10 protein-coding genes and 1 pseudogene are annotated in these 12,649 nt (G+C 72.8%); 10 read left to right on the top strand and 1 reads right to left on the bottom strand.

The features are described from left to right. Positions 1-18 precede the first annotated feature (18 nt). The 10 genes and pseudogenes from AB0389_RS23710 to AB0389_RS23665 form a co-directional block, all read left to right on the top strand. A complete protein-coding gene (locus tag AB0389_RS23710) occupies positions 19-792 on the top strand; it encodes an SDR family oxidoreductase (protein WP_366397463.1) in 774 nt (257 codons plus the stop codon). A 56-nt stretch (positions 793-848) separates the two neighbouring features. Then, the gene (locus tag AB0389_RS23705) at positions 849-1,607 is read left to right on the top strand and encodes an SDR family NAD(P)-dependent oxidoreductase (protein WP_366397462.1); all 759 of its coding nucleotides are present in this window, start codon (positions 849-851) and stop codon (positions 1,605-1,607) included. A 57-nt stretch (positions 1,608-1,664) separates the two neighbouring features. Beyond that, entirely contained in the window at positions 1,665-2,207 is a 543-nt protein-coding gene (locus tag AB0389_RS23700; RefSeq protein ID WP_366397461.1) for a hypothetical protein, read from the top strand. A gap of 77 nt (positions 2,208-2,284) precedes the next feature. Continuing rightward, positions 2,285-3,355, top strand: coding sequence for a LacI family DNA-binding transcriptional regulator (locus AB0389_RS23695; protein ID WP_366397460.1), 1,071 nt, complete (start codon positions 2,285-2,287; stop codon positions 3,353-3,355). 237 nt (positions 3,356-3,592) lie between these two features. After that, a complete protein-coding gene (locus AB0389_RS23690) occupies positions 3,593-4,819 on the top strand; it encodes an extracellular solute-binding protein (RefSeq protein ID WP_366397458.1) in 1,227 nt (408 codons plus the stop codon). A 14-nt stretch (positions 4,820-4,833) separates the two neighbouring features. Continuing rightward, the gene (locus AB0389_RS23685) at positions 4,834-5,757 is read left to right on the top strand and encodes a sugar ABC transporter permease (RefSeq protein WP_366397457.1); all 924 of its coding nucleotides are present in this window, start codon (positions 4,834-4,836) and stop codon (positions 5,755-5,757) included. Between the two features lie 122 nt (positions 5,758-5,879). After that, positions 5,880-6,611 carry a carbohydrate ABC transporter permease gene (locus tag AB0389_RS23680; RefSeq protein ID WP_366397505.1) on the top strand — a complete coding sequence of 244 codons (732 nt, stop codon included), beginning with the start codon at positions 5,880-5,882 and terminating at the stop codon, positions 6,609-6,611. A gap of 125 nt (positions 6,612-6,736) precedes the next feature. Next, positions 6,737-9,049 (top strand): alpha-xylosidase, encoded by a 2,313-nt coding sequence (gene yicI / locus AB0389_RS23675; RefSeq protein WP_366397456.1) that lies wholly within the window; start codon positions 6,737-6,739, stop codon positions 9,047-9,049. 198 nt (positions 9,050-9,247) lie between these two features. Then, entirely contained in the window at positions 9,248-9,811 is a 564-nt protein-coding gene (locus AB0389_RS23670; protein WP_366397455.1) for a DoxX family membrane protein, read from the top strand. A 150-nt stretch (positions 9,812-9,961) separates the two neighbouring features. Beyond that, positions 9,962-10,588 (top strand): annotated as a pseudogene (locus tag AB0389_RS23665) (aspartate/glutamate racemase family protein); the annotation flags it as partial. Between the two features lie 409 nt (positions 10,589-10,997). Here the strand turns inward: AB0389_RS23665 and gndA are convergent. Further along, positions 10,998-12,437 (bottom strand): NADP-dependent phosphogluconate dehydrogenase, encoded by a 1,440-nt coding sequence (gene gndA, locus AB0389_RS23660; RefSeq protein ID WP_366397454.1) that lies wholly within the window; start codon positions 12,435-12,437, stop codon positions 10,998-11,000. Positions 12,438-12,649: the final 212 nt, after the last annotated feature.

Raw genomic sequence — 12,649 nt, 5'->3', positions numbered from 1 at the left:
CACGGAGACCTGGACACCATGACCGGACAACCACAGCGTGGCGCGGCCGTCATCACCGGAGGCGCCAGTGGCATCGGCCGGGCGACGGCCGTCGCCTTCGCCGAGGCGGGCATCGACACGGTGATCGGCTACCACACCGCCGATCCCCACGATCCGCGCGAGACCGTGGACGCCGTCCTCGCGGCCGGTGGCCGATGTCTCGCCGTCGAGGCGGACGTCGCCGGCCACGAGGGCCCGGAGCGGCTCGCCCAAGCCGCCGTCGACACGTACGGCCGGCTCGACATCGCCGTCGCGGCGGCCGGCATCCTGCGCCGGGCGCCGCTGGCTGAACTCTCCGACGGCGCCTGGGACGACATGCTCGGTGTCGACCTCACCGGGGTGATGCGCACCTTCCGCTCCGCCGTCGCGCGCATGACGGGCCCCGGCGCGCTGCTCGCCGTCTCCTCCATCGCGGGCGGGGTCTACGGCTGGGGCGAGCACGCCCACTACGCGGCGGCCAAGGCGGGTGTGCTGGGGCTGGTCAGGTCGCTCGCGGTGGAGCTGGCACCCCGCGGGATCCGCGCCAACTCGGTCATCCCCGGCCTGATCGAGACCCCGCAGTCGCTGGACGCGCGCAACTCCCTCGGCCCTGAGGGGCTGCGCGCGGCCGGTGCCGGGATCCCGGCGGGCCGGGTCGGGCGCCCGGAGGAGGTCGCCGCCGCGATCCGCTTCCTCTGTGCGCCGGACGCCTCGTACATCACCGGGCAGCAGCTCGTGGTGGACGGCGGGCTGACGGTCCGTTTCCCGGACTGAGCCCCGGCCGACGCCCCCGTTCCCCCGCCACGCAGAGAGAGATGGGACAGACAGACATGAGCACCGACGACCGCGCGGCCCGGCCGCGTACCGTTCTGATCACCGGCGCGGCCAGTGGTATCGGCGCGGCCATCGCCGAGGCGTTCGCCCGTGAGGGCGCCCGGCTGGCGCTCGCCGACCGCGACGCGGAGAGACTGGCCGCCCTGCGCGACCGGCTCACCGGCGCCGCCGCCGTCACCACCCACACCGTCGACGTGGCGGACGCCGGCCAGGTCGCCGAGGCCGTCGAGGAGGTGGTGCGGCGGCACGGCGGGGTGGACGTTCTCGTCAACTCGGCGGGCATCCTCACCGAGGTGCCGCTCGTCGAGATGGACCCGGCCGTCTGGGACGAGACCATCGCGGTCGATCTGCGCGGTGTCTTCCTCAGCTGCCGCTACGTCCTTCCGCACATGATCGGGGGCGGAGGTGGACGCATCGTCAACATCGCCTCCCAGCTCGGCCAGAAGGGCGGCGAGGGACTGACCCACTACTCCGCCGCGAAGGCCGGTGTCATCGGGTTCACCAAGGCGCTCGCGAGGGAGGCCGCCCCGCACAACGTCCTGGTCAACGCCATCGCCCCGGGCCCGGTGGAGACCCCGCTGGTGGACGGGCTCAGCGCCGACTGGAAACGCGCCAAACAGGCGGAGCTGCCGCTCGGCCGGTTCGGCACACCGGAGGAGATCGCGCCCACCGTGCTGCTGCTCGCCTCCGACCCGGGCGGCAATCTCTACGTCGGGCAGACACTCGGCCCGAACAGCGGCGATGTCATGGCCTGAACGGCGGATGGCGGTCGGCGGGTTCGAAGGAGAAGGAAGAGGACGAGGAGAACGACCATGTGCGGTGGGTGCGGACGGCCCGCGACCGGCTGGCCCGAGCGCGCGGCCCCGCTCGGTCCCGGCGGCGCGCACGCCCGGCACCGGGCCGTACGGCGGCTGCTCGCCGGTACGCGCACCACCGCGCGGCCCTGGCACGGCGGCGGCTGGCAGTTCGCCGACCGGGCGGGCCGCTACCACCACTGCCCGGACCTCGTCGCGCTCTGGACGGCGGTACGGTCGGCCGCGGGACCGGTCGTCGTCCCCGGCCCGGCCGACCGCACCCGCGCCTGGAGCCTGCCGGATCCGCACGCCCCCGACCCGCACGCCCTGGTCGTCTGGACGGCGGCGGTGCTCCACGCGGGACCCGCACCGGCGTGGCTGACCGTACGGGCGGCGGGCCTGCGGCTGACGGTGGCGGCGCCGGAGCCGGGGGAGGCGGGCGGTCCGGTCGTCACCGTGGTCCGGTGCGCGGACGGGGGCCTGAGCGTCGGGGCTCCGGCCGGCGCCCGCGCGCTGGCCGAGGGGCTGGCGGGCCTGATGGTCCCTCCGGAGCGCCGCTGACCGGTCCATTAGGATGTCGCCTCACGCCTTCGGCACGTCCACCGGCGTCGTACCCGTCAAGCAGCGAAGGGGCGAGGATGGCCACCATCAGGGACGTCGCCCAGCGGGCCGGGGTCGCGCCCAGCACGGTCAGCTATGTCTTCAACGGCTCGCGCTCCATCTCCGAGGAGACGCGCCGGCGCGTCCAGGAGGCCGTGGACGCGCTCGGATACCACCCCCGCGCCAGCGCCAGGACCCTGCGCAGCAGCCGTACCCATGTCCTCGCACTCGCGCTGCCGCGCGCGTCCGGGTCGCGGCACTCCGTGGACGGCCGGTTCGCCATCGAGGTCAGCGACGCGGCCAATGTCCTCGGCTTCGACCTGCTCCTGACCACCTCCCAGGACAAGGCCGAGGGGCTGCGGCGGGTGGCGCGCAGCGGACTCGCCGACGCAGCCGTCCTGATGGCGGTCGACATGGAGGACGCCCGGATCGACGTCGTACGGGAACTGGTGTTCCCCGCCGCGCTCATCGGGCGGCCCGCCGACGAGGACGCCCTGCCGTGGACCGACCTCGACTGGGAGGCGGCGGCGGCCCTCGCGGTCGGTGAACTGGCCGCCGCCGGCCACCGCGAGCTGGTCTATCTGGCGCCCTCCGAGACCGAGGTGCGCGGCCGGCGCAGTTACGCGCTGCGCGGTATCGACGGCGCGCGCCGGGGCGCCCGTACCACCGGCGCCACCGTCAAGGTGGTCCACTCGGTCAACGACCCCGCCCGGCAGGCCCACCGGCTCCACGCGCTGCTCGGGGACGGCGGGCCCGCCGGGCGCAGGCCGCCCACCGCCCTCGTCGTCCAGCACCCCTCCGCGCACCACCACATCCTGGCCTCGGTCACGGCGGCCGGGCTGCGGGTGCCTGAGGATCTCACCGTCGTGGTCATCGGTACGCTCCCGGGCGACCCGTCGAGCCGCCGGCTGCCCCGGATCGAGCTGCCCGTGGAGACCCTGGCCACCGAGGTCACCCGGCTCGCCGTCGCCGCCGCCGAGGCGCTGCGCGAGGACACCGCGCGGGGTGCGGCGCCCGGCGAGCGGCTCCTCGCCGAGTCGGTGGGGCATCTGCTGATCGCCCCGGCCCTGCTGCCGGGCGCGGCGCCCCTCGCCGCGTCCGCGCGCTGACCTACCCGCGCGCCGGCGCCCGCGTACCACCGTCCCCGCACGTCAACGTCCCCCGTACACCGGCGGATCCGCCCATCCCTGCCGCACCTCTTGTCGCGCTATGCGCGAGCGCCTAGCATCGCCGCATTGCTCAATCGAATCGATTCGACGCGTGACTGTCCCGTCCCCCTTGTTCCCCTCAGGCGTACCACCTCCGTCTCCATACAGAGCCGTAGACCGAACGGAGAGCCACTCGCCATGCCTGCCCGTCCCCGACCACCCGCACCGACCCTGATCCTCACCGCGCTCGTGGCCGCCACGAGCCTCGCCGGCTGCGCCCGGGAGCCCGATCCCGGGACCGTGACCGTACTGAACTCGGCCACCGACACCCATGAACACGACCAGCAGCAGAAGTTCTTCGACCGGTGCGCGAAGCCGCTCGGGGTACGGGTCAGGCAGACCAGTGTGCCCGCCGACCAGGTCGCGTCCAAGGCGCTGCGGATGGCCTCGTCGCACTCGCTGACGGACATCCTGGAACTGGACGGCTCCGAGCTGCCGCAGTTCGCCGACACCGGCGGTCTCGTCCCGCTGCGCACCGCGGGCGTCGACACCACCGGGATGTCCGGGGGCGCCGTGACCATGGGCAGCTTCCGGGGCACCCAGTACGGCATCGCCCGGTCCGTCAACTCGCTCGCGCTGATCTACAACGCCGACCTGCTGCGCGAGGCCGGTGTCGAACCGCCCACCACCTGGGACGAGTTGAAGGCCGCCGCCAAGAAGCTCACCCAAGGAAAGACCTTCGGCATGGCCTTCAGCGCGACGCCCGACGCGGACGGCGTCTACCAGTTCCTGCCGTTCTTCTGGTCGGCCGGCGGCGACGAGGCCCGGCTCGACGACGGCCGGGGCGCGCCCGCACTCCAGCTCTGGAAGGACCTCGTCGCCGCCAAGTCCGCCTCCAGCGCGGTGGTGACCTGGAACCAGCAGGACGTCAACGACCAGTTCATCGCGGGCCGCGCCGCGATGATGATCAACGGCCCCTGGCAGGTCCCGGTGCTCAGCGCGCACAAGGACCTGAACTGGGAGGTCGCCGCCGTACCGGTGCCCGAGGCCGGCCGGCCCCCGGTGCCCCCGATCGGCGGCACCGTCATGACCCTCCCCAGGACCGGTGACACCGCACGGCAGCGGACCGCCGCGAAGATCCTCAACTGCCTCAACGAGCAGCGCAACCAGGTCGACTGGGGCGAGTCCGTCTACAACGTGCCCACCCGTACGGCCGCCGCCGCCGCGTACAAGGCCCAGAATCCCAAGCTCGGCGCCTTCGCCGACGAGGTGGCCACCGCCCGCTCCCGCACCGGCCGGGTCGGCGCCCGCTGGCCGGTCGTCTCCGACGCGCTCGCCGGCGCGTTCCAGTCCGTCCTGACCGGCCGCGCCACCCCCGAAGCAGCCCTGAAGCGGGCCCAGTCACGGGCCACGGCCGGACAGTGAGGAGAGCGACCGCCATGACCACCACCGTCACCGTCACCGCCGCACGCCGGCGCCGTCGCGCCACTCTGCTGCGCTGGTGCTTCGTCGCGCCCGCCGCCCTCTACCTGCTGGCCTTCTTCGGCTATCCGCTCGTCCGCAACATCCTGATGAGCTTCCAGCACTACACACCGCGCACCTACTTCACCGGCGAGTCGCCCTTCAACGGCCTCGACAACTGGCGCGCCGTGTTCAGCGACCCCCTCTTCGCCGACTCGCTCGGACACACCCTGGTCTTCACCTTCGGCTCCCTGCTCGGCCAGTTCGTCCTCGGGCTCGCGCTCGCCGTCTTCTTCTCCCGCCGCTTCCCGCTCTCCGGCTTCGTCCGGGCGGTCCTGCTGCTGCCCTGGCTGGTGCCCATGGTCGTCTCCGCCGTGGTCTGGCGGAAGCTCCTCGACCAGGAGAGCGGTGTGATCAACACACTGCTGATGGACCTGCATCTCACCTCGTCCGCCGTCCCCTGGCTGAGCAGCCCGGACATGGCCCTGCTGGCCGCGATCCTCGTCAACATCTGGATCGGCATCCCGTTCAACATGGTGATCCTGTACGGCGGCCTCCAGGAGATCCCGCGCGAGCTGCGCGAGGCCGCCGCGCTCGACGGCGCCGGTCCCTGGCGTACGTTCCGCAGTGTCACCCTGCCGCTGTTGCGCCCGGTCGTCACCGTGGTGCTGATCCTCGGCTTCATGTCGACGGTGAAGATCCTCGATCTGATCCTCGCGCTCACCGGTGGCGGGCCCGCCGACTCCACCCAGACCCTCGGCACCCTCACCTACCAACTCTCCTTCCAGCAGCTGGACTTCGGTCAGGGTGCCGTGGTCGGCAATGTCCTCGTCCTGGTCAGCGCGGTCTTCGCCGTGCTCTATCTGCGCGCCAACCGCTCCGACTTCGGCCAGGGGAAGTGACCGCCGTGCCCACTCGCGCCCACCCCGTCAGCCCATCGACGTCCACCAGCGGCTCCCGCCGCACGGCCCACACCGTCGCCGCGCTGGCGATTCTCGCCGTCCTGCTCTTCCCGCTGTACTGGATGCTCAACATCGCCCTCCAGCCCGGCGAGAGCCTCGCCGCGACCCGCTGGCTGCCCACCTCGGGCGGCTGGGACAACTTCCAGCGCGCCCTGAGCAGCCAGGGCGGCTCGCTCGTGACGAGTCTGGTGGTCGCACTCGGCGCCGTCGTGGTCTGTCTGCTGCTCGCCGCGCCCGCGTCGTATGCGCTGGCCCAGTTCCGGCTGCGCGGCGGCCGTGCCATGGTGTTCGCCACCCTGATCACCCAGATGGTGCCGGGCATCGTCATCGCCAACGCCCTCTACAGCGCCTATGTCGATCTCGGGCTGGTCAACTCCCTGCTGGGGCTGATCCTCGCGGACGCCTCGCTGGGCCTGCCGTTCGCCATCGTGCTGCTGCGGGCGTTCATGGTGTCGATCCCCGGCGAGGTGGTGGAGGCGGCGCTCGTCGACGGAGCGAATCGATTCACCGCGTTCGTGCGTATCGTGCTGCCGATGAGCCGCAACGCCCTGATCACCGCCGGCCTGTTCACCTTCCTCTTCGCCTGGTCCGATTTCATGTTCGCGCTGACACTCAACACCACCGACGACGTCAAACCGATCACACTGAGCATGTACGAGTACATCGGCGCCCATGTCAGCGACTGGGGAGCGGTCATGGCGACCGCCGTCGTCTCCGCCGTGCCCGCCGCGATCCTGCTGGTGGTGGCGCAGAAGTACGTCGCCGCGGGGATCACCGGCGGCTCGGTCAAATAGCCGGGCGGCACCGGCCCCTCACCACCTCCCCCCTCACCACCACCTCCACCTCCACCTCCACCCTCATCCCACCCCCACCCCCCACCCCCCACCACCCGCAGCCACGAGCAGAAGCAGGAGCACTGATGAAGTTCACCGACGGGTACTGGCTGATGCGCCCCGGTGTCACCGCGCGCCACGCGGTCTCCGTGACCGACGCCGTCGTCACCGACGACCGGGTCACCCTCTACGCACCGGTCGACAAGGTGACGCACCGCGGCGACACCCTCAACAGCCCCCTGCTCACGGTGGAGTGCTGGTCACCGGCCGAAGGGGTCATCGGCGTTCGCGTCACCCACCTCGGCGGCCGGGCACCGCGTACGCCGGAGTTCGCCCTCCGTACCGGTACGGAGAGCGGCGGCCACGCCAAGACGGTCCGCGAGGGCTCCACGATCGAGCTGGTCTCAGGCCCGCTCACCCTGCGGACCGACACCGACGCCCCCTGGCAGCTGGACTTCACCGCCGACGGACAGACCCTCACGTCGATCGGCGGGCGCGGCGCCGGCTTCGCCACCGACGCCGACGGCCGGCACTTCATGCTCGCGCAGCACACGCTCGGCGTCGGCGAGAGCGTGTACGGGCTCGGGGAGCGCTTCACCCCGTTCGTCAAGAACGGCCAGAGCGTCGACATCTGGCAGGCCGACGGCGGCACCAACAGCGAACAGGCCTACAAGAACATCCCGTTCCACCTCACCACCCGCGGATACGGCGTCTTCGTCAACCATCCGGGACGCGTGTCGTACGAGGTGGGCTCCGAGACCGTCGGCCGCGTCCAGTTCAGCGTCGAGGACCAGAGCCTGGAGTTCTTCGTCATCCACGGCCCGGGCCCGCGCGAGATCCTCGCCCGGTACACGGCGCTCACCGGCCGTCCCGCGCTGCCGCCCGCCTGGTCCTTCGGCCTGTGGCTCTCCACCTCCTTCACCACCTCCTACGACGAGACGACCGTCAACCGCTTCGTCCAGGGCATGGCCGACGCCGAGATCCCGCTGAGCGTCTTCCACTTCGACTGCTTCTGGATGCGCGAGTACCAGTGGAGCGACTTCGTCTGGGACCCGGACGTCTTCCCCGACCCGGAGGGCATGATCGCCCGCCTCAAGGAGCGCGGGCTGCGCGTCTGCGCCTGGATCAATCCGTACATCGCGCAGAAGTCCGCGCTGTTCGCCGAGGGGATGGCCGCCGGGCATCTGCTCCGCAAGCCCGACGGGGACGTCTGGCAGTGGGACCGCTGGCAGCCCGGCATGGCACTGGTCGACTTCACCAGCCCGGCGGCCCGCGCCTGGTACGCCGACAAGCTGCGCGTCCTGCTCGGCCAGGGCGTGGACTGCTTCAAGACCGACTTCGGCGAGCGCGTACCGGTGGACGTGGCCTGGCACGACGGATCCGACCCGGAGCGCATGCACAACTACTACACCCAGCTCTACAACGAGACGGTCTTCGACCTGCTGCGCGAGGAGCGCGGCGAGGGCGAGGCCGTCCTCTTCGCCCGCTCCGCCACCGCCGGCGGGCAGCGGCTGCCGGTGCACTGGGGCGGCGACTGCGAGTCGACGTTCGAGGCGATGGCCGAATCGCTGCGCGGCGGACTCTCCCTCGGACTCTCCGGGTTCGGCTTCTGGAGCCATGACATCGGCGGCTTCGAGGGCACGCCCACCCCCGCCGTCTTCAAGCGCTGGGTGCAGTTCGGGCTGCTCTCCTCGCACAGCAGGCTGCACGGCTCCAAGTCGTACCGGGTGCCGTGGGACTACGGGGACGAGGCCGTCGCCGTCACCCGCTCCTTCACCCGGCTCAAGCACCGGCTCATGCCGTACCTCTACCGCGCGGCGCTCCAGGCCAGGGACTCCGGTACGCCGGTGATGCGCGCGATGCTCCTGGAGTTCCCCGGCGACCCGGCCTGCCATCCGCTCGACCGGCAGTACATGCTCGGCGACGATCTGCTGGTGGCGCCCGTCTTCACCGAGGACGGCACCGTCGACTACTACGTCCCCGAGGGCACCTGGACACACCTCCTCACCGGTGAGGAGGTACGGGGTCCCGGCTGGCGCCGCGAGACCCATGGCTTCGACACCCTGCCGCTGCTGGTCAGGCCGGGCGCGGTGGTCCCGTTCGGCGCGGCCGACGAGGAGCCGGTGTACGACTGGGCGGACGGGGTGACCCTGCGGGTGTACGCGCCGCTCCCCGGCGAGACGGTGACCGCGATCCCCGCGCCGGACGGCGCCGGTGACGCGGCGGTCTTCACCACGACGTGCACGGAGACGGAGATCGTCGTCGAGACCACGAGCGACCTCCCCTGGCGGGTCCAGCTCTCCGGCGCCGCCGCGGCGGGCGAAGGCGCAGACGACCCGCTCGGCGCGGTGTACACCTGCGCGGCGGGCACCCACCGGCTCGCCGTCCGCCGGCCGTGACCCCGCCGGTGGTGCCGGCGCCGCTCGTGCGCACCGGCACCACCGGCGGGAGGGGCGGCCGTCCGGGACCCGTACGGCCCAGCAACGCTCTCCCTTCACGCGCCGGGCCGCCGAGAGTGGAGGGGCACGTACGCGTACACGTACCGGTACTCCGTACGCCGCGCCCCGACACCCGACGATCAGCCCCCGGAGCCCGCCATGACCTGTCACACCCGACGCGACCTCGGCCTGCTCGTCCTGCGGCTCGGCACCGGAGGGGTGCTCGCCGCGCACGGCGCGCAGAAACTCTTCGGCTGGTTCGGGGGCGGGGGGATCGAGGGCACCGCGCAGGGGATGGCGGCCATGGGCTTCCACCCGCCCCGGCAGAGCGCGATCGCGGCCGGTCTCGCCGAGGCGGGCGGCGGGGTGCTGCTGGCCCTGGGGCTGGCCACCCCCGCCGCGGGCGCCGCCGCCGCGGGCGGGATGGCCGGGGCGGCGGCGGTGCACGCGCCCAACGGGTTCTTCGCGCAGTCGGGCGGTTTCGAGTACCCGGGCTTCCTCGGCTGGACCGCCGCGTCCATCGGGCTGATGGGGGCGGGCCGCTACTCGCTCGACCATGCCACCTGTCACCGCCTGGACCAGCGCTGGATGATCCCCGTCGCCTTCGCGGCGAGCGCCGTCGCGGCGGCGGCGGTCATCCAGAAGCGCGCCAAGGGCCTGGCGGCGGCCGCGGGCCCGGCGGACGGCGACGGCCCGGCCGCGGACGCTCCGGCCGACGCCTGACCGTCCTGGCGGCCCAGGGCGTGCTGCGGAAGTCCCGCCTGGCCCACACGCTCGCGGCGTTGTCGGGACGATCGCGCGAACCCGACGCCGTGGGACCCGCCCTCCGGGCGGACGGCGCTACTTCCGCAACACGCCGCTAGCCTTGCGGGCATGCTCGCGCTGCTGCACACCTCGCCGGTCCATGTCCCGGCCTTCGACGCCCTCAGGGACGCCGACCACCCCGGGGTCGCCCTCCGGCACCTCGTCCACGAGGAGCTGCTCGCCCGAGCCAGGGCCGAGGGGCCCGGGGCCGTGGCGGAAGCGGTCGGGGACGTACTCGCGCGTGCCGTGGCCGACGGGGCGACGGCCGTGCTGTGCACCTGCTCGACCATCGGCGATATCGCGGAGCGGGCCGCGCCCGCGCTCGGCGTGCCCGTCCTGCGCGTCGACCGGCCGATGGCCCGGGCCGCGGCGGCGGCCGGGCGGGTCGTGGTCGTCGCCACCGTGGAGAGCACCCTGGGACCGACGGCCGACCTCGTCCGCGACGAGGTGGCGCGGCAGCGGCGGGAGCCAGGACCGGTGCTGAGCACCGTCCTTGTCGAGGGGGCCTGGGAGCGGTTCGAGGCCGGGGACCTCGACGGGTATCTCGACGCGGTGGCCGCCGCCGTCGACCTGATCACAGCCCCGGCGGTGGTCGTCCTCGCCCAGGCGTCGATGGCCGCCGTCGCCGAGCGGGTCACCAGCGGTGTCACCGTGCTCGCCGCGCCCCGTCCTGGACTCGCCGCTGCCGTGCTCGCTCCGTCCGCCACCCGTGGGATCCGGCGCGCGGGGGCGCGCGCTCCGGGGGACATTGGGAACGCACGGCTCCCGTGCGCCGTACGGGCCAGGACCGGCCCGAACCCCGTACCCCTGGAGGAGAGAGGCATGACCGGCACCTTCCCCGACCCCGTACCGCCGTCGCCCACCCCGCCGCCGGGCCCAGGACCGGGCCCCTCGCCGGTGCCCTCGCCGCCGGGCCCGGCGCCCATCCCCGGCCCCGACCCGGTTCCGTCCCCGCCGGGACCCGGCCCCGCCCCGCTGCCGCCACCGGAGCCCGAGCCGCTGCCCGGGCCGGTCTAGACGAGGGAGACGGCGGAGTACGACGGAACGGGCCGTCGCGGGGACTGCTGAGAGTCCCGCGGCGGCCCGTTCCGGGTGAGAGGCGCGGTCAGCCGGTGACCTCGGTGCGGTCGCCGCCCCACAGGGTGTGGAACGAGCCCTCACGGTCCGTACGCCGGTAGGTGTGCGCACCGAAGAAGTCGCGCTGCCCCTGGGTCAGCGCGGCCGGCAGGCGCTCGGCGCGCAGCGCGTCGTAGTAGGACAGCGCCGCCGCGAAGCCCGGCGTCGGCACGCCCTGGTGGACGGCGGACGCGACGACCGCGCGCCAGTCCTCCTGCGCCGCGCCGATCTCCTCGGCGAACTGCTTGTCCGAGAGCAGGCTCGGCAGGTCGGCGCGCGTGTCGTACGCCTCGCGGATCCGGTCGAGGAACGCCGCGCGGATGATGCAGCCCGCGCGCCAGATCGCCGCGACCGACCCCAGGTCGATGTTCCAGCCGTACTCCTCGCTGCCCGCCTGGATCTGGTGGAAGCCCTGGGTGTACGACACGATCTTCGACGCGTACAGCGCCTGCTCGACCTGGCCGGCGAAGCGCTCCGCCTCCTCCTCGCTCAGCGGGGTCGCCACCGGACCCGGCAGCGACGCCGACGCCTCGCGCAGCGCGCCGTGCCCGGACAGCGAGCGGGCGAAGACCGCCTCGGCGATACCGGAGACCGGGACGCCCAGGTCGAGGGCGATCTGCACGGTCCAGCGGCCGGTGCCCTTCTGCTCGGCCTGGTCGACCACGACATCCACGAAGGGCTTGCCGGTGGCCTCATCCGTATGGGCCAGCACCTCCGCCGTGATCTCGATCAGATACGAGTCGAGCCGGCCCGTGTTCCAGGTCCGGAACGTCTCGGCGATCTTCGCGGGGGAGTAGCCGGCCACCGACCGCAGCAGGTGGTACGCCTCGGCGATCAGCTGCATGTCGGCGTACTCGATGCCGTTGTGCACCATCTTCACGAAGTGACCGGCGCCGTCGGGGCCGATGTGCGTGGAGCACGGCGTGCCGTCCTTCGCCTTTCCGGCGATCCGCTCCAGCAGCGGGCCGAGCGAGGCGTACGACTCGGTCGAGCCGCCCGGCATGATGCTCGGGCCGTGCAGCGCGCCCTCCTCGCCGCCGGAGATGCCGACGCCGACGAAGTGGATGCCGCGCTCGCGCAGCTCCTTCTCCCGGCGGCGGGTGTCCGCGAAGTGCGCGTTGCCGCCGTCGATGATGACGTCGCCCTCTTCGAGCAGCGGCGCGAACTCCTCGATGACCGCGTCCGTGGGCTCGCCGGCCTTCACCATGATGACCAGGCGGCGGGGCCGCTCCAGCGCCGCGACGAACTCCTCGGCCGACTCGGCGGCGATGAACGTACCCTCGTCGCCGAACTCGTCCACCAGGGCACGGGTCTTGGACGCGGTGCGGTTGTGCAGAGCGACGGTGAAGCCGTTGCGCGCGAAGTTCCTGGCGAGGTTGCGGCCCATCACCGCGAGCCCCGTGACGCCGATCTGGGCAGTACCACTCATGCGTGTGCTCCTGATATCCGTCGGATGTTCTGTGCTGTGTGCTGTGCCGTGCTCCGCGAAGGGATACGTACTGCTGAACACGGCCGTTCACCCATGGTCAAGTGCCCCGGAAGCTATCGCATTCCGGGCTCCGGGGTTTTTCGGTCTCATCCGCATGCGGGCTCCGCTTCCGGGGAACAGGCTGACCGATACGGGCACCGACCGGGCGCCCG

Origin of the sequence: Streptomyces sp. NPDC093109, from assembly GCF_040701725.1 — a bacterium.
Classification (GTDB): domain Bacteria; phylum Actinomycetota; class Actinomycetes; order Streptomycetales; family Streptomycetaceae; genus Streptomyces.
This window is presented reverse-complemented; position numbering and strand designations above follow the sequence as displayed.